We start from the raw sequence: 25,498 nt of genomic DNA, 5'->3' as shown, positions 1-25,498 counted from the left end.
TAGCTGTATATAGGTAGTGCTTGTGCTTAGGCTGATATTCTTTACTGTTACAATCGTAATAGGGGGGTTTCATACTATGAGAACGGGGGTATGTCCCTAGAGTGAGTATCTAGATAAAACCAGTTTCTTGCAAGATCGTCATTCTCATATAGATTTGTGTCACGTTCTCAGGGCTAGCCGCGCGCTTGCGCGGTTGCACCGGCCCGGGCTTTTGCCCGGGCCGGTTTTTTGTACTTAAGTAGGCACTCACGAAACACTTCATAAATCTGAGCTATATTCGATTCGATATTCATCGTTGTTCTAATAATGCCGTGATCATCTCCAGCGTGTCCGCGTCCTCCGGCTTCTTGTCCGTCCGCCATCTCAGCATGCGCGGGAAGCGGACGGCGATGCCGCTCTTGTGGCGCGGCGAGCGCTGGATCCCTTCGAATCCCAATTCGAAGACGAGCTCCGGCTTCACGGCGCGCACCGGCCCGAACTTCTGCACGGTGTTGCGGCGGACGAAGCTGTCTACGCGGCGGATCTCCTCGTCGGTCAGCCCGCTGTATGCCTTGGCGAAGGGGACCAGCTCGCCGCCGCTCCACACGGCGAAGGTGTAGTCGGTGTAGAGCGAGGCGCGGCGGCCATGGCCGCGCTGCGCATAGATCAGCACCGCGTCCACGGTGAACGGCTCCACCTTCCACTTCCACCAGTCGCCGCGCTTGCGGCCCACGCGATACGGGCTGTCGGCGCGCTTCAGCATCAGCCCCTCGCGGCTGGCCTGCCGCGCCTCGCGGTACGCCTGACGCACGTCGTCCCAGCTCGCCGTGGAAACGACGGGGGAGAGGAGGAAGCGCCCGTTCGTGGGTACGCTCGCGAGCAAATCCTCCAGCATCGCCCGGCGCTCGGAGATGGGCCGCTCGCGCACGTCCTGGCCGCCGATCTCCAGCAGGTCGTACGCGAGAAGGACGACGGGCACCTCGCCCAGGATCTTCGGCCCCAGCAGCTTGCGTCCGATGCGGCGCTGCAGCTGGGCGAAGGGGAGCGGGCCGCCGTCCTGCCACGGCAGCACCTCGCCGTCCAGCACGGTGCCGTCGGGCAGCAGCGCCGCCGCGGCCGCCAGCTCGGGAAAGCGCTCGGTCACCAGCTCCTCGCCGCGCGACCAGATGAAGGTGGTTCCCGCGCGGCGGACGACCTGCGCGCGGATGCCGTCCCACTTCCACTCCACCTGCCACTCGCCGGGCTCGCCCAGCGCGTCCGGCTCGCCCTCCAGCGCGTGCGCCAGGAAGAAGGGATAGGGACGGGAGACGTCGGTGTCGCGCGTGTCCTCGCCCACCAGGCGGCCGTAGAACTCGGGCGACGGGTCCCACGCGCCCATCAGCCGGTGCGCCACCGCCGCCTCGTCCACGCCGCTGACGCGGGCGATCGCGCGCACCACCAGCTTCTGCGACACGCCCACGCGGAACGAGCCGGTGATGAGCTTGTTCCACACGTACGCCTGCGCGCCGTCCAGCTCGCCCCACGCGCGGACCACGGCCTCGCGCTGCGTGGGCTCGCTCTCGCCGCGGAGCGCGAGGAGGCGCTCCTCCACCCACACGCGCAGCGGCAGGTCGCTGGACGCGCCGGAGGGCGGCAGGAGAAGGGAGATGGTTTCGGCCAGGTCGCCCACGGCCTCGTAGCACTCGCCGAACAGCCACTCCGGCGTGCCGGTGAAGTCCATCGCCCACTCCGCCAGCTTCCGCGCGCCGACGAGGCGCTTGGGCCGCCGCCCGCTGAGGAAGTGCACCGCCCAAGCCGCGTCCGCCGGCGCCACCGACGCGAAGTAGCGGGCGAGCGCGTCCACCTTCTCGCCCGTCTTCGTCGTCTCGTCCAGCGCGGAGTAAAGCTCGGCGAATGCCTTCACTGGAGTACGAAAGTACGAGAGTACGGAAGTACGAAACTACGCCCGGAGAGCAGAAAAGGTTGGCGCAGCCAATCACACGCACGATACCGGCTCGACGGCAGGATGCCGGACAGCAGTCCGCGAAGGCGGACTTCGGGCCGTTGTTGCCGCGAATTCATTCGCCCTCCCCCTCTCGCCCGAGCCCATCCATCGAATCCGCCACCGCATCCCCATCTCCCGCAACACTATCCACCACACCCGCCTCCCCCGCCTCCGGCGCGATCTCCACATCCCCTGCATCCTCGTCTCCCTCCCAGCGGCTGGCGACCGCCTGCGCCTCGATGCCGCGCTGCCGGAGCCACCGCACCACCGGCTCGCGGTACCCGTGCGTCACCCACACGCGCCCAGCGCCCGTCGCCTCGATGGCGGCCAGGAGCGAGGGCCAGTCCACGTGGTCGGAAAGCACGAATCCGCGATCGACGGAGCGGCGGCGGCGCTGGCCGCGCACCCGCATCCACCCGCTGGCGAAGGCGGTGCTCACCGCGCCGAACGTGCGCATCCACGGCGTCCCGTGCGCGCTGGGCGGGGCGACGATCAGCGCGCGGCTCCAGTCGTGGCCGCGCGGCTGGGCGCCGGCGTACTCCGTGGGCGGAAGCGCCACACCGGTGTCGCGATAGTCGCGCGTGAGCCGCGCCACCGCGCCGTGCTCGTAGATCGGCCCGATCTGCGGGTCCACCCCGGCCAGCAGCCGCTGCGCCTTTCCCAGCGCGTAGCCGTAGATGAGCGACGCCTTCCCCGCCTCCTGGTTGGCGCGCCACCACGCGTCGATCCCCGCGAACACCTCGCGGTCCGGCGACCAGCGGTAGATGGGGAGCCCGAAGGTGGATTCGGTGACGAAGGTGTGGCACGCGACCGGCTCGAACGGCGTGCAGGTGGGGTCCGGCTCGGTCTTGTAATCCCCCGACACCACCCACACCTCGCCGCGGTGCTCGACGCGCACCTGCGCCGAGCCCAGGATGTGCCCGGCCGGGTGGAGGGAGATGCGAACCCCGTTCACCTCCACCGGCTCGCCCCAGTCCACGGCACGGATGGACGCGTCGTGGCCCAGGCGCGTGCGCATCACCCGCTCGCCCTCGCGCGAGCCCAGGTACCGGCGCGAGCCCCAGCGCGCGTGGTCGCCGTGCGCGTGCGTGATCACGGCGCGCTCCACCGGCATCCACGGGTCCACGTGGAAGTCGCCCGCGTCGCAGTACAGCCCCCGCTCGGTGATCCGCATCAGCATCCGGAACCGTCTCCCGTTCGCGATCCGCGGGTGCATCATCCGAAAACCGTGCCGCTGGGCTCGGGCGCACCTTGAAAGCGCGCGGCGCCGGCGCCAGAAGGCGGCTGAAGCCGCGGCAACAACCACGGAAAGCCTCGCAAACCGCGCGAGGCTTCAACCGCAAAGGGAGGGCGAAGCAACGAAGCCCGCCCGGCGCGCTGCCGGACGGGCTTCGTCGATCCACATCCCGCCGCCGCTTCAGTCGATCGTGGCGAGCTCGGCTACCGGGGTCAGGCGCACGGAGGCGTCGGCGTCGCGGAAGGTGGCCAGAGCCTCGCAGAGGCGCGCGATGTCGGCCTCGTTGCTGGCGATGCCGAGCGACGCCCGCACCGCGCCCACCGCATGGTCGCCCATGCAGTCCGAGAACTGCTGCAGCGTGAAGCTCTCCGCCGTCATCGTGCTGATGCAGCGGAACGCCTCCTCGTCGTGGTAGTCGAACGCGAACTCGGCCGCGCCGGGGTTGCAGAAGAAGCCGGTGCGGATGGAGATGCTGGCCTCGTTCGCGCGCTGCTCCACGATGCGGAAGTCCACCAGCTCGCCCTCGGCGTCCAGCAGGTTGAAGGCAATGGTGCCGCCGCGACGCTCCATTCCTTCGGGGCCGTAGATGCGCACCACCGGCGCGCCGTTGGTGTGCGCGAGCGCCCTCAGCCGCTCCAGCAGCACGGCCGTGAGCGCCATCACGTGCGCGTTGATGCGCTCCACCCCGATCTCGCCGATGTAGTCCAGCCCCGCCGCCGCGGCCGCGATCCCCAGGTAGTTGGGCGTCCCGTCCTCGTATCCGCGCCCGGTGATGTGCGGGAGGAACACGGGGTTCTGCGCCGAGACGAAGCGCACGGTGCCCCCCGAGAACCACGGGCGGTTCAGCTCGCCCAGCACGTTGCGCCGCGCCAGCAGCGCGCCCACGCCGGTCGGGAAGCCGAACATCTTGTAGAACGAGAGGCAGACGAAGTCCGGCGTGCAGCGGCCCAGGTCCAGCCGGTTGGTGGGCACGAACGCCGCCGCGTCGAGCAGCGTGTGGTAGCCGTGCGCGCGCGCCGTCTCGATCCACTCCAGCGGGTGCTTCACGCCCGAGAAGTTGCTCTGCGCGGGAAAGGCGAAGAGGTTGGGCTTGTTGCAGTCCTGGCAGGTGAGGTGCGCCTCCAGGTCGGCCACGCGCAGCTCCCGCCCCATCGGCACGTAGCGCACCTCGGCGCCGCGCGCGGCCGCGTACTCGCGGATCCCGTTCACCGAGTTGTGGTTGTCGGCCGTCAGCAGGAACTGCACGCCGGGCTCCCACGGATACGCCTCGGCCACGAGCTTCAGCGCGCCGCTGGCGTTCAGCGTAAAGACGACCTCGTACGCCTCGGGGTCGGCGTTGAAGAACGCCAGCACCTTCTCGCGCGCCTCCTCCACCTTCAGCGTGGCCGCCTGCGAGGTGGGGTTCCGCGAGTGCGGGTTCCCCAGCACGGTGTGGCAAAGGTAGTCGGAGTGCGCGCGCACCTGGCTCTCGGCGTACAGTCCGGCGCCGGTGTAGTCCAGATACACGTGCCCCAGGTCGTCCAGCCGGCTGAAGTCGCGCCGGCGCAGCTCGTCGAAGAAATCGCCCATCTTCGGCTTCGTTCGCGTGAAAACGTAAGGCGCTGTCCCGCAAGCGCTTCGCAAAACTAGCCGGTTCGGGGGATACGGGGAAGCCCGCCGCCCGCTCGCGAGCCGCATCCCGGGATCTCACGCGGAGACGAGGAGTCGCGGAGGAACTGAACGCGAGATGAGTTCTCTGCGTCTCCGCGTCTCCGCGTGAGTGCCGTGGGCGATGCCCCTCCGCGCGCGCCGGACGCGCCTCACCCGCCGGGCGCCGCCAGCCCCAGCTGCTCGCGGATGGCGCCCGCGGTCACGCCGAAGCGGTCGGCGTCCCACACCGGCCTGCCGCCGCGCAGCAGGATCACCTGCGGCGACTCGTGCTGCACGCCCGTGCGCTCGGCCACGTAGTCCGACACCTCGCGCCGGGCGTTCACGTCCACCCGGTACACCGGCACCGGCTCGCCGCCGGAGAGGAGCGAATCCATCTCCTGCCGCGCGTTGGCGCTGATCGGGCAGGTCATGCTGTACTTGAAGAGCAGCGCGGTCTCCTCGCCCAGGGCCGCGTCCGTCTCCTCGCGGCTCGTCATCTCCTTCATCCCGCCTCCATTCTCGGTGGTCCCCGGCGATCCGCGGCGGACGAGGAAACGCCCGTCGCGCGGGCGGGCCCCTCCGCGCAACGGGCGTACCGCGGCGGTATCGGGAGATGGTCAGCGGGTGATGGAGATCGTCTGCGCCCCCTCCCAGCGTGCCCCCGGCTCCAGCCGCGCGGGCGTTCCCGCCTGCGCCGCCTCCACGCACACGAAGCGCGGATACTGGTCCTCGCCCAGGTCCTCCGTCCTCGCCGCCAGCTCCGCCCACGGGTTCCACACCACCGCGTCGGGAAATCCGCGCTTGGTGACGACCACCGTTCGCTCCTCCGCCTCGTCGCGCACCCACACCTCGTCGGGCGCGTCCAGGTAGATGCGGTCCGTCTCGGAATCGAACCGCAGCTCGTCGGTCTCCTGCACCCGCAGCTGTCCGCCCAGCACCTTGTCGCGGAAGCGCACGCCGCCCAGCCCGTGCACCGCCGTGCGGTGGATGTCGCCCACGTGCAGGTAGCTGTGCAGCGCGGCGGTGAAGTCGAACGCGTCCTCGCCGGTGTTGATGACGGAGAGGGTGACGGTGAGCTCGTCGCTCAGCTCCACCCGCAGTTCGGCCTCGAAGGCGTGGTCCCACACTGCGCGCCGGTCCGCCGAGTCCGCCAGCCGCAGGACGGCGCGGTTCGTCCCGCTCTCCTCCAGCTCCCACTCCGCCGTCCGCACGATCCCGTGCTTGGGGAGCGGCCCCTGCTCGGCGAACTGCGGGAAGACCACGGGGATGCCGCCGCGGATGCGCGCCCCCGCCCCGAAGCGCGACCGCGGGCTCAGGTACAGCACCTCGCCCCCCGCCGCGTCCGTCCACCGCACCACCTGCGCCCCGTGCCGCAGCACCTCTACCCGCCCGCCCGCGCTGGTGTCGAGAATGATCGGGCCCGCACTCACTTCCTCAGCCTGTGACACATCCCCTCCAGAGGTTCATCGCCGTCTCGCCTGCATCATCCCAAGCCATTGGATCGCAATATCTTGTCCGGCCAGCAGCCGTCGCGCGCACCCGGCGCAGGCCGTGGATCGGAATCCGCCAAACCGCACACTCGGCGTGAAAATCAACCACTCACTGGCTGATTTTCAGCCACGCAGTGGTTGATTTTCAGCCACTTGCCCATAAGTTGTAGTGAAACAGACTGGTTACGTCCCTCGTCTCAGCGGCCTGATGTACCCGCGCAATTTGCTGACCTGTCTTCAGGAAGCCGTCTCCGACACTCCGGTCGTGCTGGTCAACGGCGCACGGCAGACAGGAAAGAGCACGCTGGTTCAGTCCCTCGCCGGCACCGGCTTCGAAGCTCGGTACCTGACGCTCGACGATGCCACCGCACTCGCGGCGGCACGGACCGCGCCCGCCGAGTTCATCGGGGGAATGGACGGCCCCGTGATCCTGGACGAGGTGCAGCGTGCCCCGGAGCTGTTCGTGGCGCTGAAGGCCACCATCGACCGCGCCCGCCGCCCCGGGCGGTTCCTGCTGACCGGCTCCGCCGACGTCCTGATGCTTCCCGCCGTCTCCGAGTCCCTGGCCGGGCGCATGGAGGTGCTGACGCTGTGGCCGCTCTCGCAGGGAGAGCTGGCCAGCGTCCGCGAAGGGTTCATCGACGGGCTGTTTTCCCGCTCCCTGCCACCATACGCCGGAACGGTCATAGACCGGACCGATCTCGTGAATCGCGTGCTCGCCGGCGGGTTTCCCGAAGTGCTCGCGCGCGGCAGCGTGCGCCGCCGCCGGGCCTGGTTCGGCTCGTACGTCACCACGATCCTGCAGCGCGACATCCGCGACATCGCCAACATCGAGGGGCTGACCGACCTTCCACGGCTGCTCGCGCTGCTCGCCACGCGCGCCGGATCGCTGCTGAATTACGCCGAGCTGTCGCGCAGCAGCGGCATCGCCCAGTCCACCCTCAAGCGTTACATGACGCTGCTGGAGATGACGTTCCTCGTCCACACGCTCCCCGCGTGGTCGGGGAACCTCGGCAAGCGGCTCACCAAGTCCCCGAAGCTGATGCTGAGCGACACGGGCCTCGCGGCGTACCTTCTGGGACTGGACGATGCGGCTGGCGTGGACATGGGCACGATCTTTGGCTCGCTGCTCGAAAACTTCGTGTCGATGGAGATCCGGAAGCAGTGCGCGTGGAGTGAAGTGCAGCCACGCCTCTACCACTTCCGCACTCAAACGGACCAGGAGGTGGACCTGGTGCTGGAGGACGCTCGCGGCCGCGTAGCCGCCATCGAGGTGAAGGCGAGCGGCTCCGTAAGCGAGCGCGATTTCCGGCACCTCAGCTATCTCGCGGAGCTGCTGGGGAAGCGGTTCATGCATGGCGTGGTGCTGTACACCGGCAACGAAGCCATCTCTTTCGGCACCCATCTCACGGCGTTGCCCGTGAGCGCGCTCTGGGAACTGAACGCCACGCCAACCTCATCAACCGCACACTCAGCGTGAAAATCAACCACTCGGTGGCTGAAAATCAGCCACCGAGTGGTGGATTTCCACGGGTGCGCGAGACAGTTGACGCTCCCTTCACCGCGTGAGGCGGTAGATGAGGAGCGCGGCGCGCTTGATCTGCTGCGGCAGCGTTTCCAGGTTCACCGTCTCGCGCTCGGTGTGCGAGCCGGTGCCGTGCGCGCCCAGCCCGCCGATGCCGCTCACGTACGGCGCCACGAACGAGATGTCCCCCGCGCCCCGCCTCCCCGGGTCGTTCGGCGCGGCGGCGGCGAGGCCCAGCGAGCGGTTGACGCCGTTCAGCACGCCCAGGATCTCCAGGTTCCCCGGCGTGGGCGGCATGGACGGGTAGCCGTCGCTGAAGGTGATGGACGACTGCGCGCCGGCCAGCGGCGTGGCCAGCACCTGCCGCATCCGCTCGCGGGTGCGCTGCAGCTGCTCGTCCGTCAGCGTGCGGATGTCGCCCGTCGCGATGGCGGTGGCGGCGATCACGTTCGACTTGCCGAACGCGGTGCCGCGGCTCTGGCCGGTGTCCAGCTGCACCTCGGTGCCGCCCAGAATCATCCCCGGGCTGAAGGTGAGCCCCGGCTCGCGCAGGGTGGACTGGAACGCGTCCAGCACGCGCGCCGCCTCGTAGATCGCCCCGCTCCCCACGCCCTCGGCGAAGATCCCCGACGAGTGCGCCGGCCGCGCCCGCACCGACAGCGTCCACCCGCTGGAGCTGCGGCGCGAGGTGACCACCGTCTCCGTGCCGTCCTCCTCGCGGCTGGCGCCCTCGAACTCCAGCGCCGCGTCGCTGCGCCGCCCCGCCTCGATCAGCTCCGCGCGCGCCACCGAGAGCGGCCGCCCCGGCGCTTCTTCATCTCCCGTGAACGCCACGATGATCCGGCGGTCGCGCAGCACGCCGGCGGCCCGCAGCGCGCGCAGGGCGTAGATGGCGATCACGTCGCCCCCCTTCATGTCGTTCGATCCCGGCCCGCTGGCAGTCGGGCCGCTGCGCACGAAGCGCTGGAACGGGCTTCCCGGCTCGAACACGGTGTCCAGGTGGCCGATCACCAGCACGCGCTTCCCGCGCCGCCCGCGCAGCTCGGCGAACAGGTGCCCCGCGCGGTGCAGCGAGTCGGGCAGCTCCACCCACCGCGTCTCGAACCCCAGCGAGTCCAGCTGCGCGCGGAAGATGTCGCCCACCTGCCGCACGCCGGCCAGGTTGTGCGTGCCGCTGTTGACGTTCACCGTGCGCTCCAGCAGCGCGATGGCGTCGTCCGCGTGCGCGTCCACGTACGCGGCGATGCGGCGCTCCTCGGGCGAAAGCTGCTGCGCGCGGACGGCGGACGGTGCGAGCGCGAGCGCGGCCCCGACCGCGGCGGGCAGGATGCGATGGACGAGCGTGCGGAGCATGGAGATGCGGAGCGCAGGGGGATGATGCGCCGCCGGAGCAGCGCGCGAGTTCGGGTGATTCCGCCGAATCTCGCGCGCCGCCCGGCGCCCCGCCAGCCGCCGGTGCCTACCGCGGCGTCGGGTTGGTGGGGATGACGATGGTGTCGCGCGGCGCGTTCGGGTTCGGCGCGGGCACCTGCGGCACCGGGATGGGCACCTGCACCGGCGGCGGCGGCGGGGGAGGTGGCGGCGGAGGTGGCGGCGGCGGCGGTGCCGGCACCGGCGCGGGCGGCGGCGAAGGCCGGGGCGTGGGCTGCGAGGGCGGTGCCGAGGGCGGCGCGCTGGGCGCGGGCGACGGGGCCGCGGGCGGCACCGGTGCCGGCGCGGGCGCCGGCTGCGGCGCGATCCCCGGCGTGCGGACGATCGGCGGGAGCGGCTGAGCGCCACCGTCGCCGCCGGTGTTGTCCGCGCCGCCGCCGTCCGTCTGCTGGCCGGAGCCGTCGGGCGAGGATGGGGACACACCGCCATCGCTGGACGACGGGGGCGGCGCGGGCGCGGGCGACGTCACCGGGCCGTTGTCGCCGCCTTCGTCTTCCGCGGGTGCGGGTGCCGGAGCGGCACCCGTGTCCGGTCGATTCCGGTCGGGCGACCCGTTCCGGCGTCCCATCCCCCACACCGCCGCCGCCGCGCCCCCGGCGAGGAGGAGGAGCAGGAGGAGGAGCATCGGCGCGCGGCTGCGGCGCGGCGCGGCGGCCGGCGCCATGCGCGGCCCCGGCTCCGGCGCGCGCTGGACGACGGGCTCCGGCGCGGGCGGGCGCACCGTCGCGGGCGGCGGGGTAGGGGCGATGATGGTACGGTCGTCGTCCATCGCCGCGGCCGCGCCAAGGCCCACGGGGGCCAGGATGGTGCCGTCGTCCTCCCTCGCCGCCGCGTCCAGCGCCTCGGCGAAGGCGCCCGCGTCGGGGTAGCGCTGCTCCGGATCCTCCGACATCGCCCGCTCGATCACCCGCTCCACCGCGGGCGGCACCTGCGGGTTCAGCTCGTGGATGGGGCGCACCGGCTCGCGCCCGCGCCCCCGCCGCCCCTCCGCGCCGCCGAACGGCTTCTCGCCCGTGAACAGCTGGTAGCCCACCACGCCCAGGCTGAACACGTCGGCCGCGGGCGTCAGGTGGTGGTCGCCGCGCATCTGCTCGGGCGCGGCGTACGCGGCGGTGAGCGGGTTCTCGGCGCCGATGGTGCGCGTGAGCTCCGGGTCGTCGGTGGCGATGCGGGCGATGCCGAAATCCAGCACGCACACGCGGAACGGATCGTCGTCGTGCGGCTCGGCCAGGAAGATGTTCCCCGGCTTCACGTCGCGGTGGATGATTCCCGCCGCGTGCCCCACCGCGATCCCCTCCGACGCGTCGCGCAGGATGGCCAGCGCCACGTCGTGCGGCGGGCGCCCCTCGCGCTTGAACAGCTGCGCCAGGTTCTCGCCCTTCAGCAGCTCCATCACCAGAAAGTCCAGCCCCAGCTCCGGGTCGGTGCCGAAGTCGTGGACGGTGATCACGTTGGGGTGGTGCGGCAGGCTGGCCGCGGCGCGCGCCTCGCGCTCGAAGCGCTCGCGCAGCCGCTCGCGCGCGGCCGCGTCGTCCGCCGCCAGGGTGATGATCTTTACGGCCACGGGGCGGCCCAGGCGCAGGTCCTCGGCGCGGTACACCGCCGCGAACCCGCCCAGCCCGATCACTTCCTCGATCCGGTACCGCTTCACCAGTGTCTTGCCGGCGAGCAGGTTTTCCAGTCCAGACATCCGCCGTCTTGCTCGGGGCACGCATCGCGTGTGGGGTGGGGCTACGAACCCCGCCTCTCCGGCAAGATGCGAACCGGTGGGCGCGGGAGAGGAAGTGGCGAGACGTATCGGTGCGGCGGGTGTCAGCCGCAAGAATGCGATCAGCGGCCCGACGTCGCCCCCGTCCGCGGTTGTCTTCCTCGGGTGTCCTGTCAACCTATAGTTTGTTCTATAAGTCATCCGAGACAAACTATAGTTTGTTTTGGACTGAAATTCTCGCCCGCACCGCCGTTCTTACCCGGTCCGCCGATTGCGCCTGCCGGTGCGCAGGTCCAAGTTGCAGAGGGACCTCAACCGGACGAACGCGCGCGATGGATCGACCCTTCCACAACCCGTACTCGCACGGCTTCGTGCGCGCGGCCGTTTGCATTCCGCACGTGCGCGTGGCGGACCCGGCGTTCAACGCCGAGCGCACGCTGGGGCTGGCGCGCCGCGCCTCGGAGCTGAACGCGGCGGTGGCGCTCTTCCCCGAGCTGGGCATCAGCGCGTACAGCAACGACGACCTGTTCCACCAGAGCGCGCTCCTCGACGCCACGGTGCAGGCGCTGGCCCGCATCGTCCGCGAGAGCGTGTCGCTCACCCCCGTGCTGCTGGTCGGCGCGCCGCTGCTCTTCGAGGGCAAGCTCTTCAACTGCGCCGTGGTCGTCTACCGCGGCCGCGTGCTGGGCATCGTTCCCAAGAGCTATCTCCCCAACTACCGCGAGTTCTACGAGAAGCGGCAGTTCACCTCCGGGCGCATGGCCGCGTCGCGCGAGGTGCGCTTCCTGGGGCAGGTCGTGCCCTTCGGCAACGACCTGGTGTTCGACGCGGTGAACGTGGACGGATTCCGGCTGGCGGTGGAGATCTGCGAGGACGTGTGGGTGCCCATCCCCCCCAGCACCTGGCTGGCGCTGGCCGGGGCCACGGTGATCGCCAACCTGAGCGCCAGCAACATCACCGTGGGCAAGGCCGAGTACCGCCGCGAGCTGTGCGCCGCGCAGAGCGGCACCTGCGTCTGCGCCTACCTGTACTCCGCCGCCGGGCCGGGCGAGTCGACCACCGACCTGGCGTGGGACGGGCACTCGATGATCTTCGAGAACGGCGAGCTGATCTCCGAGAGCCGCCGCTTCGCCGACGAGGAGCAGGTGATCGCGGGCGACGTCGACCTCGAGCGGCTGGCGCAGGACCGCATGCGGATGAACTCGTTCAACGACACCGTGGGCGCCTACCGCGACCGCATCCGCGAGATCCGCGCGGTGCCGTTCGAGTTCGCCGTCCCCGCCGCCGCCGGGATGGCGCTGGAGCGCAAGGTGCCGCGCTTCCCCTACGTCCCCGACGACCCGGCGGTGCTGGACCAGCGCTGCTTCGAGGCGTACAACATCCAGGTGCACGGCCTGATGAAGCGCCTGACCGCCACGGGGATCCAGAAGATCGTGATCGGCGTCTCCGGCGGGCTGGACAGCACCCAGGCGCTCATCGTGGCCGCGCGGACGATGGACCGGCTGGGATTGCCGCGCACCAACATCCTGGCCTACACCATGCCCGGCTTCGCCACCAGCTCGGGAACGAAGGGGAACGCGTGGGCCTTGATGCGCGCGCTGGGCGTGACCGCGGGGGAGATCGACATCCGCCCCAGCTCGACGCAGATGCTGAAGGACCTGGGGCATCCGTTCGCGTCCGGCGAGCCGGTGTACGACGTGACCTTCGAGAACGTGCAGGCGGGGGAGCGCACCTCGCACCTCTTCCGCCTGGCCAACTACCAGAACGGGCTGGTGCTGGGGACGGGGGACCTGAGCGAGCTGGCGCTGGGGTGGGCCACGTACGGCGTGGGCGACCAGATGTCGCACTACAACGTGAACGCCTCTGTGCCCAAGACGCTCATCCAGTACCTGATCCGCTGGGTGATCGGGAGCCGGCAGTTCGACGACGAGACCGGGCGCGTGCTGCAGGCCATCGTCGACACCGAGATCAGCCCCGAGCTGGTGCCGCACGCCGAGGGCGCGGCAGACACCTCGGCGCCGGCGCAGAAGACGGAAGAGGTGATCGGGCCGTACGAGCTGCAGGACTTCAACACCTACTACGTCACGCGCTTCGGCTTCCGGCCCAGCAAGGTGGCGTTCCTGGCGCTGCACGCGTGGGGGGATAAAGAGCGCGGTGCCTGGCCCGCGCTGGTGCCGACGGAGAAGCGCCACCAGTACGACCTGGCGACGATCCGGCGCTGGCTGGAGGTGTTCGCCTGGCGCTTCTTCAAGACCAGCCAGTTCAAGCGCTCGGCCATGCCCAACGGCCCCAAGGTCGGCTCCGGCGGCTCGCTCTCCCCTCGCGGCGACTGGCGCGCGCCCAGCGACAGCGAGGCCGTGGTCTGGCTCGACGAGCTCCGCCTGAACGTCCCGGAATCCTGAACCGATCGGCTGCACACGGAGGCACGGAGACGCGGAGGCACGGAGAACGCACGGTGAGTTCTCCGTGCCTCCGCGCCTCCGCGTGAAGTTCAGCAGTTCGAAGGATTTAAGACGAAGATGAAGATGAAGATGAACATCACGCCGCTGCTCGCCCTCCTGCTCGCCGCCTGCAATTCGGCGGATGCGCGGACGCCGGACGCGCAGCGGGGGCCGTTCGCGCCCAACCGGATGGGGTACGTCCCCGTGTTCGAGTACCACGTGATCGCCGCGGGGCCCACCGAGTTCCACCATACGCCGGGGGAGCTGCAGCGCGACCTGGAGCTGCTGTACCGCCGCGGCTACCGCCCCGTTACCGTGGCGGAGATGAACGGCCGGCGGATGGACGCGGTGCTCCCCGCCGGGTACAAGCCGTTCGTGGCCGTGTTCGACGACGCCAGCCCGTCGCAGTTCCGCTACATCGAGCGCGCGGGGGGAAGGCTGGAGATCGACCCCACCAGCGCCGTGGGCATCTGGACACGCTTCACCGCCACGCACCCGGGGTGGCGCAACGCGGCCACCTTCTGCGTGCTGAGCGCGGGCGACGCGGGGGGCTCGTTCTTCGGCAACGGCAACATCCAGGGGCAGAAGACGGCGTGGCGGTACCCCAAGCTCCGCTTCCTGGTGCGCAGCGGCTTCGAGATCTGCAATCACACGCAGTGGCACGCGCGGCTGGACCGCTATTCCGACGCGTTCATCCAGGAGCAGATCGCGCGTCTGGCCATGGCGGTGGACTCCGCCGTGCCCGGCTACCGCATCACCACCTTCGCGCTCCCGCTGGGCGTGTGGCCGCGCAACCGCCCGCTCGCGTGGCACGGCGCCTGGCGCGATCCGAAGTCGGGCCGCGTGGTGCGCTACGACCATCCCGCCGTGCTCGAGGTCAGCGGCGGCCCCAACGTCAGCCCGTACGATCCACGCTACGACGGCCACAGCATCGACCGCATCATCGGCTACCGCAATGCCGTGCAGATCGTGCTGGACCGCCTGGACCGCCACGGAACGGCGTACGTCACGGGGGCGGCGGCGGGGCGGTGAGGGGGAAAGTGTCTGGTGCCAAGCGCCAAGTGCCAAGTGTGAGTGCTGAGTGCTGAGTGCTGAGTGCGTGGAAAATCGGCATCTGTGTGGGGGAAAATGCGACTGAAGTCGCGGCTACAACGGCACGCAGTCCGCCTTCGCGGACATCATTTCGGTGCGGGGAGTGGCGGCATCGCGGTTCCGCACCAATGGTGGGGAAGCTACCTCTCCCGGTACGGGAGAGGTGGACGGCCTCGGCCGGCCGGAGAGGGCGCGATGCGGATGCGGCGCGCGAACTTGGCCCTCAGCACTCAGCACTCAGCACCTAGGACTTAGGACTTAGGACTTAGCACTTCCTTAATCCCCATCCCGCATCCTTGCGCCCCGCCACGCCCCGGCGTACCGTCCCGCCCATGATCCACCTGGACAACGTGGCGAAAGAATATCGCGGCTGGCTTGGTACCGCGCGGAAGAACCGCGTCCATGCGCTGGACGGGGTGTCGCTGCACGTGCCGCCCGGCACCGTCATGGGCGTGGTGGGCCCCAACGGCGCGGGAAAGAGCACGCTCATCAAGCTCCTGCTGGGCTATCTCCGCCCCACCCGCGGCACCGTGCGCATCGGGGGGATGGAGCCGCGCGCGTGGGCCCAGAGCCGCGGCGTGGCCTATGTCCCCGAACTCCCCACCATCCCCGAGTCGTGGACGGTGGGCTTCGCCATGCGCTACTTCGCCTCGCTCGGCGAGCTGGACGATCCCGCGCCGAAGATCGGGGCGGCGCTGAAGCGGGTGGGGATGGACGGGACGGAGGGGCGGAAGATCCGGGAGCTTTCCAAGGGAATGCTGCAGCGCGTGGCGATCGGCCAGGCGCTCCTCGGCGAGCGCGAGGTGATGGTGCTGGACGAGCCCACCAGCGGGCTGGACCCCGAGTGGGTGGCCGAGCTGCGAGCCATCGTGGCCGAGTGGCGCGCGGCGTCGCCGGGGCGCGTGGCGCTGATCTCCTCGCACGACCTGAACGAGCTGGAGCGCACCGCCGACCGCGTGGCCGTGCTGGTGGCCGGGCAGGTGCGCGAGGTCATCGATCTGCGCGCCGCCGAGGCCCGGTTCCCCGCCTACCGCATCGTCGTGGACTCCACGCCGCACGCCGCGCAGGCCGTGCTCGCCTGCTTCCCCGACGCGGTGGCCGAGGAGGGCTCGCCCCTCTCCTTCCGCGTGCAGCCGGCGGACGTGGAAGACCTGGACCGCCGCGTGGCCGCGCTCCTGGCCCGCGGCGTGGCGCTGCGCGCGCTGGCACCCGAGCGCGAGACGCTGGAGCAGCGCTTCCGCGAGGTGCGCAAGCGCGGAAAGGGGCGCCCGTGATCACCCTCTACCTCTGGCAGCTGCGCTGGCGGATCGTGGCGGTGGCCGTGGTCTGCCTGGGCTTCTACCTCATCGAGCCCAGCTTCCACGTGCACGCCGCCGCCGGCTCGGCCGACTACGTGCCGCCCGGCGAGATCGCCTTCACCCTGGCGAACCTGGCCGCCGCGTCCATGCTGGTGCTGCTCACCGACTTCATCTCCGGCGACCGGCGGCGCGGGTACTTCCGCATCTACTTCTCGCATCCCACGCGGCCGGTGTCGTTCTACGCGCTGCGCTGGACCGTCGCCTACGCGGTGACCATGCTGATCGTCTGCGCGTTCTTCATCCTGGCGCAGCTGGCCGCGTGGGGCGAGATCCGGGCGGGCGTGGGCTCGCTGGCGCAGCCGGCGCTCTTCGCGCTCATCTACGGCGCGGTGCTGGCCTTCTTCTCCGTCGTCCTCCCCGTCGGCGACGGAGCGATGGTGCTGTCGATCTACTTCCTCACCGACCTCTGGCTGGGCATTCTGGGGATGTTCGAGGAGGCCCAGCTCGCGCCTCCCGGGCCCTTCCTCCTCCGCCAGGCCGTGTCGTTCGTCCTCCCGCCGCACCTGGCGCTGCGCGACGCGTACGACCTGGTCGTCACCGGCGGCTCTCCCTGGGCGCCCGTCTCCTTCGCGGCCGGGTACGGCGTTTTCTGGCTCGCCCTCGCCGGCCTCCTCCTCTGGCGCCGCGAGTGGCCGTAGGCGGGAGATGACGGAGGATGGAGATGAGAAAGCGGCGGCGCGGGAGATCGGTCTCCCGCGCCGCCGCTTGCTTCTTCCCTGCGCCGACGGATGCTACCGGATCATGGAGACGCGCAGCGGCGGCGGCCCCAGCATCCCGTGCACCTCCCTGCCCCTGCGTACGGCCAGCCACCGGAAGAGCGCCGCGGCGGCCATCCCCACGTACAGCGCGTCGCGCACGGCCACCCGCGACCAGTTCGACGGCGTCCATCCCGGGGCGATCTGCCCGAGCACCAGGAACCAGAAGATCCCCAGCGCAAGGCTGGCCGCGTAGGCGCCCAGGAGCGCCCACAGCAGCCGGTCCACGCGGTTCTTCACCAGCAGCAGGAAGAGCACGGGAAGGATCACCAGCAGCTCCATCAGGTCCCATCCCGCCAGCGCCGTCACGTGCCCGGTGCGCGTGAACGAGCCCTCGCGCACCCCCAGCGCGGCACCGACCGCCGTGCCCAGGCAGAGGAGCGCCACCAGCCCGGTCCAGAAGCGCGGCCCGGGCGCGCCGCGGTGCAGCGCGAGCCACGCCAGCGCCAGCAGCGCGCCGGTGACCATGAAGGTGCGGCTGTGGTTGAACACCGGCAGCCAGGCCAGGTACGCCTTCATCAGCGACGACGTGCCGCCGGCGTGCATCGCGGCGCCGCCGAACGCGTTCTGCGTGGTGACGCTGACGCCCTCGGCCAGGAAGGTCGCGCCCGTCGCGCGCCACGCCGCCGCGTGGTACGCGTCGCCGGAACGGGCACGGAGGCCCACGGCAAGCGCCGCGGCCCCCGTCATCAGCAGCAAGAGACTTCCGACCAGCTGGAGCGAATAGACGAGCATGGTCCCGGGGTCAGGGCTTGGTGCCGTCGCCCGTGCCGTCGTCGCACATCGGCGGGCAGAGCTCGGCGGTGTTCAGCGCGGTGAAGGACTCGACGGCGGGGTACTCCACGCGGCTGTCGCCGATGTGGCTGGGGTCGCGGTCGCCGTACAGCTCCAGGTGCACCTGCTTGATGGCGTGCTTGGGGTCGTGCACCTCGAGGGTGATGTCGCGCCCGTACTTGCCGCCCTGCAGCCGGATCGTGTGCTTCTTGGGGTGGCCCTGGCCGTTCAGCTTGTGCGGCTTGGCCTGCTTGTACACCTCGCACTCGCCGTCGTCGCCGGTCACGGCGCAGCGGCTGGCGAACGCGGGATGGAAGGTGACGGTGTAGTTGTTGAGCTCGGCGGTGATGTGGCCGTCCGACATACGATCCTCCAAAACGTGGGACAGGAAGGGAAGGAAACCTGCGGCGCGCGAAAAATGGGCGCGGCAGGGCGCCGCGGCAAGGGTATGCCGTTGCAGGGTAACAGATTGCGTATCAGGAAGGGGTTCAGCCTCGCAGGCGCTCCAGCAGCCCCGGCGCGTCGGTGCCGCGGGCCACGCCCAGCCTCACCAGCGTGCACCACAGCATGACCAGCACCGACGCCATCCCCAGCGGAAAGATCCATACCGCCGAGGGCTTCCACTCGTTGGCGATGTACCCCGCCGCGCGCGCCGCCGAGATCACCGAGGCCAGCGCCTCGCGCACCGCGTAGATCCCCAGCGCCACCCACAGGTGCCAGTCGATGGAGTTGCTCACCATCCCCGCGTACAGCGCGGCGAAGAGCGCCACCACCGTGGCCCCGCTCACCAGCGCGATCACGGAGTGCTGGCGGGAGCCGACGAACGCGCCCTCCAGCACGCCGACGCCCGCGCCGACGGCCAGGAGCCCCACCATCCCCCAGATCACCACCCGGCGCGGCGGCGCGGGTCTGCGGCGCACCATCATGTCCGTCAGCGCCAGCGCGAAGCCGAACACCGCGAACCCGCGCGCGTCGTTGCCGATGGTGCTGGCGTGCAGGAAGAAGTCGAAGAACCGGCCGGAGCCCTGCACCGCCGCGGGAATGGCCAGCACGTCCACCACCGTGGCGATCGCGCCGATGGTGGTGAAGGTGACGCCCGCGAGGTGCCACGCGCCCAGGCGCACGTTGCGCCCGGGGCGCGGCGCCACCCGCAGCGCCAGGATGCCGAAGCCCAGCGTGAGCGTGGCGAACACCAGCTGCATCGACAGCGATCGCACCACGTGCGGTGCAAGGGCGGCCATCAGCATTCCGGCGGGCACAGGGTGGGGGTGTTGGTGACGACGATCGTGTCGGGCTTGGGGGCGGTCTGGTACGCCGTCACCGCGCCGCGCTCGGCGGACTTCAGCTGCTTCTTGCTGGCGGGGTCCAGCAGTTCCACGTGGATGCGGTGGATCATGTGCTGCGGGTCGTCGATGTGCAGGGTGACGTTGAAGTTCTTCGCGGTGTTGCGGATGGTGACCGCGCTGCTGCTCCACGGCTCTTCGCACCCGCTGGGAAGGACGAACGGGCTCCCCGGCGTCTCGGCGTACACCTCGTGCTCGTTCACGTGCACGTGGCTGGCGAAGCCGGGATAGAACGAAACCTCGTAGTCATCCGGGGGCGTGGTGGACCCGCCGGTGCCGTTCTGCGGCGGATTGTGCCTGGCGCCGCGGCAGCTCACCGTCCTGTGCGGGTCGCTGGGGGCAGGCCGGTGTGTTCCGCCAGTGCTGATGCTCATCTGATTTTCTCCGGAGGGTAGGAGCGAAGGGGACCCACGCATGCAACGAACCCAAAGTGCTCGCTACGTACGCGGGAAGCAAGGATTTTCTGCATCGCGTGCCGCGCGGAACGCGACAATTGGGGAGTGAGCCGGGTGGTGGGAGGGAAGCGAGCGCCCGCCCCGGCAGGCGGGACGGGCGCTCGGACTGCGGCGGTGGCGTCCCCGGGAGGAGCCGTGGCGTCAGAACGCGATCGCGGGCTGCCCCTGGAAGACCACGCGGGTGCCGCCGGCCAGGTTGTCGCCCAGGCGCGGCTTGCTGCTGGCCACGAGGTAGATCTCGTAGAAGCCCACGGCCGCGGCCACCAGGTACAGCGGGATGGCCAGCAGCCCCAGGAGGGGCACGGCGCCCAGGATTCCCACCGCCGTGCCGATGGCCAGCGTGGCGTTGCGGCGGATGGACTCCTGGAGGGTGATGGGGCTTCCGTCCGCCCGCACCACGGCAAGGCCCAGCAGCTTCTTGCCCAGCGAGCGGTTCTCGATGACGATGTCGCGCCCCAGCACCAGCGCGGTGGCCACGGCGGCCGCCACCATCGCCCCGATCCACCCCAGCGCGATGCTGAGCACGAGGGTCATGAAGGCGTTCGCCGCGCCGATGATGGCGAAGTCGATGAACGCCGCGATCCCGCGCTTCACGATGTCCGGCTGGCCGGGCGCGCCGCCGGGACCGGCATAGGTCGGAGCCGGAACGGGCGCCTGGTACATGGGACCGCCGGCGGGATTCTCGGTGCGGGGGGCTTGCGGGTCCATGGAGAACCTCCTGGGGAGAGGGAGAGAGAGGCGGGGAGGGCCCCACCTTGTCCGGCGGGCGCCGGCGGAATTGCCCGGCTGCCGCCAAGGAAACGTGCGGGCCGCCCGGCAGGGGGCGGCGGGAGAAGCGGTCGTCCGCGTGGGGACGGAAGGAAACGCCGGCCGGAGGGCCGCGCGGATGGCCAGGGCGCGGATCGCGCCTGAACGATGCTCACTATGGCAGTGTGATCGTAAACGGACTTTTCGGTGGTGTCAAGCGGTGAAGCGTCACCGACTTGCGCGGGCTTCCCCGGCGTGCGCGGATTGGTCCCACACGCGCGTGTCGGGAATCTCGCTTGGCGAAGGGATGACCGTTTGGACGAGGGGCCCTGCGCATCCGCGCGGTCCCGATCCTTCCCAATCCTCCATCTCCACGATCTTCGATCTCTCCATCTTCGCCATCCTTGATCTCTCCATCTCCACCCTTCGACCCCGATCTTCCGACGATCTTTTCATCGCCCGGAATCCCCATCTTCAATCCCGGACGCGACTTCCGGTTTGCCCTTGACTGCGGCAACGAAATCCGTATCTTACTGACCAGTCAGTTATCTACCCACAAGAGCGGTACCCGGAATGAGCGCAGACACCGAGGGACGGCTGAACGAGGCGGAGCAGGACCCCGAGCAGGACGCCCCGCGCTGGCGGCGGCGCAGCGAGGCGCGCCCCGGCGAGATCGTGGAGGCGGCGCTGGACCTGTTCGTGGAGAAGGGCTTCGCGGCCACCCGCATGGACGAGATTGCGAAGCGCGCCGGCGTGACCAAGGGCACCGTGTACCTCTACTTCCCCAGCAAGGAAGACCTCTTCCGCGCGGTGGTGGAGGAGATGATGGGGCCCAACATCGAGACCGGCGAGCGAATGCTGGCCCGGAGCACCGGGTCGGCCGCCGACCTGATCCGCACGCTGCTGCAGGGGTGGTGGGAGCTGATGGGAAGCCAGCGCGTGGCCTGCCTGAGCAAGCTGATGACGGGCGAGGCCGCCAACTTCCCGCACCTGGCCCAGTACTACGTGGAGCACGTGGTGGTCCGCGGGCGCCGCATCTTCCAGGCGGCCATCCAGCGCGGGATCGACAGCGGCGAGTTCCGCCCGGTGCACGTGACCGACGCGGCCCGGCTGGCCATCGCGCCGCTGGCGAACGCGTCCATCTACAAGCGCTCCATGATGCAGCACGACCCCGACGGGTGGGACATGGACCGCTACCTGAAGCTCCACATGGACCTTTTCCTTCGCGGACTGGCGAAGGAGCCGGAGACGGAGAACGACACCGATGAAGCTTGAGATCGCGCCCGCGGCCCTGGCCGCGCTGGCGCTCATGGCGGGCACGGCGGCCGCGCAGGACACCGCGCCGCCCGTGACCCTGACCCTTTCGCGCGCCGTGGCGGTCGCGGCCGACACCGCGCCCGGCGTGCGCATCGCCGGCCTGCGTGCCGGCGAGGCGGAGGAGCGGATCCGCGAGGCCCGCGGCGCCCTGCTCCCCACCCTGTCGGCCGCGGTGAGCGAGGACCGGCGCACGCAGAACCTGGAGACCTTCGGGTTCGCGCTGCCGCTTCCTCCCGGCGAGTCGCTGAACCCCAAGATCGGCCCCGTGGACGTGTTCGACGCGCGCCTGCGCGCCTCGACGGCGCTGTTCGACCCCGCGGGCGTGGCGCGCGTGCGCGCCGTCCGCGCCGCCGCGGCGGGAACGCAGGCGGAGGTGTCGACGGCGTCCGAGACGTCGGGCGCGCGCGCCGCGCTGGCGTACGTGACGGCCGAGCGCGCGGCCGCCACCGTGTCGGCCCGCCGCGAGGACGTCCGTCTCGCGGGCGAGCTGGTCACCCTGGCGCAGGCGCAGCTGGACCGCGGGGTGGCCACGGCGCTGGACGTCACCCGCGCGCGGACGCAGCTGGCGGCGGCGCAGGGGCTGCTGTCCGTGGCGCAGAACCAGCTCGACCAGGCGCAGGTGAACCTGGCCCGGGCGATGGGGATCGACCCGCGCACGAACTTCGTCATCGCCGACGCCCTGGGGCCGCAGACCGCCGCCATCTCCGTTCCGGCGGACGAGGCGGAGGCGATGCGGGCGGCGATGGCCAACCGGCCGGAGCTGAGGAGCGCCGAGGCGCAGCAGCGCGCCGCGCAGCTGGCCACGCGGGCGATCCAGGCCGAGCGCCTGCCGCGGCTGGACCTGGCGGCCGACTACGGGATCACCGGCCTGAACCCGCGCGACGCCTTTCCCACCTACAACATTGCCGTGCAGGTGTCGGCGCCGCTCTTCGACGGCTTCCGCCGCGAGGCGCGCCAGCAGCACCAGGCGCTGACCGCGCGCGAGGCCGGCGTGCGCGCCGCCGACGTGCGGCAGCAGGTGGAGGCCGAGGTGCGCTCGGCGCTGCTGGACGTGGCCAACGGGCAGGACCAGCAGCGCATCGCGGCCGAGCGGCTGCGGCTGGCCAACGAGGAGCTCTCGCAGGCGCAGGAGCGCTTCGCCAACGGGCTGGCCACCAACATCGAAGTGATCAACGCGCAGCAGAACCTGGTGCGCGCCAAGGACGCCGTGATCGACGCGCAGGCCGCCTCGGCCCAGGCGCGCGTGAACCTGGCCCGGGCCACCGGAACCACCCTGAACATCCGCTGACGGATGAACCGCGAGGACGAAGACACCATGGCCAACGCGACAGCCAAGATGAACACGGCCACCGACGCTCCCGCCGGGCCGCAGCGAGTGACCCTTTCCCCCGACGGGGCGGCGGCCCCCGACGCGCCGAAAAAGAAGCGCCCGGTGCTCCCCATCCTGGCCGTGCTGCTGCTGGCGCTGGTCGGCTACTTCGGCTACCGCTGGTGGCAGGGGCGGAACTGGGAGACCACCGACAACGCGCAGGTGGAGGGGCACGTGACCCCCGTGCTTCCCCGCGTGGGCGGCTACGTGGCCAGCGTGCGGGTGGAGGAGAACCAGCAGGTGCACCGGGGCGACACGCTGATGGTGCTGGACGACCGCGACCTGCGCGCCAAGCTCGAGGCCGCCGAGGCCGACCTGGCCGCGGCCGAGGAGCAGACCACCGGCGGAAGCGGGCAGGCGGTGGCGCAGGCCGCCGCGGCCCAGGCCACGGCCGGCGCCGCGCGCGCCAACATCACCGCGGCGCAGGCCAACGCCACCAAGGCGCACCGCGACGTGGAGCGCCTGCGCCCGCTGGCCGAGCGCAACATCGTTTCCAAGCAGCAGTACGACGCGGTGGTGGCCGCCGCGGCCGCGGCCGACGCGCAGGTGCAGGCCGCGCGCGAGAACGCCAGCGCCGCCAGCAGCCAGGCCACCGCGGCCGGCGCGGGCGTGCGCGTGACGCGCTCCAAGATCGAGTCGGCGCGCGCGGCGCGCGACGCGGCGGCGCTGCAGCTCTCCTACTCGGTGGTCACCGCGCCGATGGACGGCGTGGTCGCCAAGAAGTCGGTGGAGGTGGGGCAGCTGGTGCAGCCCGGCCAGCCGGTGATGACCGTGGTCCCCCTGAACGACGTGTGGGTGACGGCCAACCTGAAGGAAACGCAGACGCGCGACCTGCGTCCGGGCGACCCGGTGGAGGTCGAGGTGGACGCCTATCCGGGCCACACCTTCCACGGGCGGCTGGAAAGCATCAGCCCGGCCACCGGCGCGCGCTTCTCGCTGCTGCCGCCGGACAACGCCACGGGGAACTACACCAAGGTGGTGCAGCGCATTCCCGTGCGCATCCGCTTCGACGGGCGCGGCGACGCGGGGTTCCCGCTGCGCCCGGGGATGAGCGCCTTCGTCCGCATCAAGGCGCGGAGCTGATCCGGCCGTGAGCACGTCTACCCGGACGCTGCCGTTCCCCGCCGCCCGCGTTGCTGCGCGGGCGGCGGCCGCGGACGACCCGTACCGCAACCGCTACCTGATCGCGCTGACGGTCACGCTGGCGTCGGTGCTGGAGCTGCTGGACACCAGCATCGTGAACGTGGCCGTGCCGCACATGATGGGCACGCTGGGCGCCACGCTGGACCAGATCGCCTGGGTGTCGACCGGATACGTCGTCGCCAACGTGATCGTGCTTCCCATCACCGGGTGGCTCTCGGCGCGCTTCGGGCGGCGGCGCTACTTCGCCGCCTCCATCGCCCTCTTCACCGTCGCCTCGTTCTTCTGCGGCAACGCGCACACGCTCCAGGCGCTGGTCTTCTGGCGCATCGTGCAGGGCGTCGGCGGCGGGGCGCTGCTCTCCACCTCGCAGTCCATCCTCTACGAAGTCTTCCCGAGGGAAGAGTTCGGGACGGCGATGGCCATCTTCGGGATGGGGGTGATGGTGGGGCCGACGCTGGGCCCCACGCTGGGGGGATACATCACCGACGCGCTCAGCTGGCCGTGGATCTTCTACATCAACGTGCCGCTGGGGATGATCGCGCTGGCGATGACGCTGGGCTTCATCCGCGACAGCCGCTTCGCCCAGAAGGTGGAACGGGTGGACTGGCTGGGCTTGGGCCTGCTGATCGCCGGGATCGGGTGCCTGCAGACCATGCTGGAGCGGGGCGAGCGGCTGGACTGGTTCGACTCGAAGGAGGTGCTGCTGTACGCCGTGGTGAGCGCGGTCTCGCTCGTCTGGTTCGTGTGGCACGAGCTGACCACCGAGCACCCCATCGTGGACCTGCGCATCCTGAAGAACCGGCAGTTCACCGCGGGGATCACCTTCGCGGCCATGCTGGGGTGCTGCCTGTACGCCACGGTGTTCGTGCTCCCCGTCTATCTCCAGACGCTGCTGGGCTTCACGGCGGAGCAGACGGGGTTCGTCATCCTCCCCGGCGCGCTGGCCAGCGCCTTCACCATGGCAGCGATGGCGAGGACGACGGGGAAGATCGACGGGCGCATCCTGGTGGTGTGCGGCGTGGCCATCTTCGGCGCGTCGATGTGGATGCACGGCCACTTCACCACCGAGAGCGGGCAGGGCGACTTCTTCTGGCCGCTGATCCTGCGTGGGGTGGGGCTGGGGCTGATCTTCGTCCCCATGACCAACCTGGCGCTGGCCGAGCTGCCGATGGAGAAGATTCCCAACGGCACCGGGCTGTACAACCTGACGCGGCAGCTGGGCGGCAGCATCGGCATCGCGGTCACGGCCACGCTGGTGAGCCGCTTCCGCGGGCAGAACTACGCCGCGCTGAGCGAGCACGTGAGCCGCTACGGCGAGGCCACGCGCGAGCGGCTGGCCATGATCACGCAGGCGATGATCGCGAAGGGCACCCCCGCGCCCGTGGCGGAGACCAAGGCCATCGCGCTGATCCAGGGCCAGGTGATGCGGCAGGCGGCCATGCTCAGCTACGAGCACCTGTTCCTGATGTTCGGCATCGGGATGGGGCTCACCCTCCCCCTCCTGCTCCTCATGCGCAGGGGCAGGGCGAGCGGCGGCGGCGGCATGGCACACTGATACCAGATCCGCTAAAAGACTGGTTTCAGTAGAGTCGAGTCGGGGCGCCGCGGCATGTTCGCCCGGTTTCCCCGACCCGCTCATCGAACCGGACGTGCGGATTTCCCGCATCCGGCTCTCCGACTGGGTTCACCTCAGGGCATGCGAGAGCGCCATCTTCCGGCAT

Annotated in this window: 21 protein-coding genes; 9 read left to right on the top strand and 12 right to left on the bottom strand. The window is 70.6% G+C overall.

The genetic code is table 11. From position 1 onward, the window contains the following. Positions 1-289: 289 nt before the first annotated feature. The 5 genes from VLK66_RS09195 to VLK66_RS09175 all read right to left on the bottom strand — a co-directional run bounded on the left by VLK66_RS09195 (position 290) and on the right by VLK66_RS09175 (position 6,259). Entirely contained in the window at positions 290-1,882 is a 1,593-nt protein-coding gene (locus tag VLK66_RS09195) for an ATP-dependent DNA ligase (protein WP_325309102.1), read from the bottom strand. Positions 1,883-2,036: 154 nt separating this feature from the next. Then, complete coding sequence (locus tag VLK66_RS09190) at positions 2,037-3,143, bottom strand: ligase-associated DNA damage response exonuclease (protein WP_325309101.1); 1,107 nt, start codon at positions 3,141-3,143, stop codon at positions 2,037-2,039. Positions 3,144-3,380: 237 nt separating this feature from the next. Next, positions 3,381-4,769 carry an aminotransferase class V-fold PLP-dependent enzyme gene (locus VLK66_RS09185; RefSeq protein WP_325309100.1) on the bottom strand — a complete coding sequence of 463 codons (1,389 nt, stop codon included), beginning with the start codon at positions 4,767-4,769 and terminating at the stop codon, positions 3,381-3,383. Between the two features lie 230 nt (positions 4,770-4,999). Further along, positions 5,000-5,335: a bacillithiol system redox-active protein YtxJ gene (ytxJ, locus tag VLK66_RS09180; RefSeq protein ID WP_325309099.1), complete on the bottom strand. Its 336-nt coding sequence runs from the start codon at positions 5,333-5,335 to the stop codon at positions 5,000-5,002. A gap of 111 nt (positions 5,336-5,446) precedes the next feature. Beyond that, positions 5,447-6,259, bottom strand: coding sequence for a D-hexose-6-phosphate mutarotase (locus tag VLK66_RS09175; protein WP_325309098.1), 813 nt, complete (start codon positions 6,257-6,259; stop codon positions 5,447-5,449). A gap of 268 nt (positions 6,260-6,527) precedes the next feature. On the opposite strand from VLK66_RS09175, the gene VLK66_RS09170 reads away from it, so the two are divergent. Continuing rightward, positions 6,528-7,799 carry an ATP-binding protein gene (locus VLK66_RS09170; RefSeq protein ID WP_325309097.1) on the top strand — a complete coding sequence of 424 codons (1,272 nt, stop codon included), beginning with the start codon at positions 6,528-6,530 and terminating at the stop codon, positions 7,797-7,799. A gap of 78 nt (positions 7,800-7,877) precedes the next feature. Here the strand turns inward: VLK66_RS09170 and VLK66_RS09165 are convergent, their stop codons facing one another. Together VLK66_RS09165 and VLK66_RS09160 are read right to left on the bottom strand one after the other, a co-directional pair. After that, on the bottom strand, positions 7,878-9,197 hold the full coding sequence (locus VLK66_RS09165; protein WP_325309096.1) for a M20/M25/M40 family metallo-hydrolase: 1,320 nt from the start codon (positions 9,195-9,197) through the stop codon (positions 7,878-7,880). A gap of 106 nt (positions 9,198-9,303) precedes the next feature. Then, positions 9,304-10,965, bottom strand: a complete 1,662-nt coding sequence (locus tag VLK66_RS09160) for a serine/threonine-protein kinase (RefSeq protein ID WP_325309095.1) — start codon at positions 10,963-10,965, stop codon at positions 9,304-9,306. A 350-nt stretch (positions 10,966-11,315) separates the two neighbouring features. Between VLK66_RS09160 and VLK66_RS09155 the strand changes: the two genes are divergently transcribed. From VLK66_RS09155 to VLK66_RS09140, 4 genes are all read left to right on the top strand, one after another. Next, complete coding sequence (locus VLK66_RS09155) at positions 11,316-13,385, top strand: NAD(+) synthase (protein WP_325309094.1); 2,070 nt, start codon at positions 11,316-11,318, stop codon at positions 13,383-13,385. A gap of 123 nt (positions 13,386-13,508) precedes the next feature. After that, a complete protein-coding gene (locus VLK66_RS09150; protein ID WP_325309093.1) occupies positions 13,509-14,456 on the top strand; it encodes a polysaccharide deacetylase family protein in 948 nt (315 codons plus the stop codon). A gap of 392 nt (positions 14,457-14,848) precedes the next feature. After that, complete coding sequence (locus tag VLK66_RS09145; RefSeq protein WP_325309092.1) at positions 14,849-15,790, top strand: ABC transporter ATP-binding protein; 942 nt, start codon at positions 14,849-14,851, stop codon at positions 15,788-15,790. Beyond that, complete coding sequence (locus VLK66_RS09140) at positions 15,787-16,512, top strand: hypothetical protein (protein WP_325309091.1); 726 nt, start codon at positions 15,787-15,789, stop codon at positions 16,510-16,512. The genes VLK66_RS09145 and VLK66_RS09140 overlap by 4 nt, the downstream gene beginning before the upstream one ends. A gap of 93 nt (positions 16,513-16,605) precedes the next feature. Here VLK66_RS09140 and VLK66_RS09135 read toward each other — a convergent pair whose 3' ends face one another. The 5 genes from VLK66_RS09135 to VLK66_RS09115 all read right to left on the bottom strand — a co-directional run bounded on the left by VLK66_RS09135 (position 16,606) and on the right by VLK66_RS09115 (position 19,909). Next, a complete protein-coding gene (locus VLK66_RS09135) occupies positions 16,606-17,328 on the bottom strand; it encodes a hypothetical protein (RefSeq protein ID WP_325309090.1) in 723 nt (240 codons plus the stop codon). 46 nt (positions 17,329-17,374) lie between these two features. Beyond that, the gene (locus VLK66_RS09130; RefSeq protein WP_325309089.1) at positions 17,375-17,767 is read right to left on the bottom strand and encodes a hypothetical protein; all 393 of its coding nucleotides are present in this window, start codon (positions 17,765-17,767) and stop codon (positions 17,375-17,377) included. A 124-nt stretch (positions 17,768-17,891) separates the two neighbouring features. After that, complete coding sequence (locus tag VLK66_RS09125) at positions 17,892-18,644, bottom strand: hypothetical protein (protein ID WP_325309088.1); 753 nt, start codon at positions 18,642-18,644, stop codon at positions 17,892-17,894. Continuing rightward, positions 18,644-19,120: a hypothetical protein gene (locus VLK66_RS09120; RefSeq protein ID WP_325309087.1), complete on the bottom strand. Its 477-nt coding sequence runs from the start codon at positions 19,118-19,120 to the stop codon at positions 18,644-18,646. Before VLK66_RS09120 ends, VLK66_RS09125 begins: the two co-directional genes overlap by 1 nt. 222 nt (positions 19,121-19,342) lie before the next feature. Next, entirely contained in the window at positions 19,343-19,909 is a 567-nt protein-coding gene (locus VLK66_RS09115) for an RDD family protein (protein ID WP_325309086.1), read from the bottom strand. A 612-nt stretch (positions 19,910-20,521) separates the two neighbouring features. Here VLK66_RS09115 and VLK66_RS09110 point away from each other — a divergent pair. The 4 genes from VLK66_RS09110 to VLK66_RS09095 are packed head-to-tail and all read left to right on the top strand — an operon-like array spanning position 20,522 to position 25,332. Continuing rightward, positions 20,522-21,223, top strand: a complete 702-nt coding sequence (locus tag VLK66_RS09110; RefSeq protein WP_325309085.1) for a TetR/AcrR family transcriptional regulator — start codon at positions 20,522-20,524, stop codon at positions 21,221-21,223. After that, on the top strand, positions 21,213-22,553 hold the full coding sequence (locus VLK66_RS09105; protein WP_325309084.1) for a TolC family protein: 1,341 nt from the start codon (positions 21,213-21,215) through the stop codon (positions 22,551-22,553). The genes VLK66_RS09110 and VLK66_RS09105 overlap by 11 nt, the downstream gene beginning before the upstream one ends. 27 nt (positions 22,554-22,580) lie before the next feature. Continuing rightward, positions 22,581-23,717 (top strand): HlyD family secretion protein, encoded by a 1,137-nt coding sequence (locus tag VLK66_RS09100; RefSeq protein WP_325309083.1) that lies wholly within the window; start codon positions 22,581-22,583, stop codon positions 23,715-23,717. A gap of 7 nt (positions 23,718-23,724) precedes the next feature. After that, positions 23,725-25,332, top strand: coding sequence for a DHA2 family efflux MFS transporter permease subunit (locus tag VLK66_RS09095; protein ID WP_325309082.1), 1,608 nt, complete (start codon positions 23,725-23,727; stop codon positions 25,330-25,332). Positions 25,333-25,498 lie beyond the last annotated feature (166 nt).

Origin of the sequence: Longimicrobium sp., assembly GCF_035474595.1 — a bacterium.
Taxonomy (GTDB): Bacteria; Gemmatimonadota; Gemmatimonadetes; order Longimicrobiales; family Longimicrobiaceae; genus Longimicrobium.
This window is presented reverse-complemented; position numbering and strand designations above follow the sequence as displayed.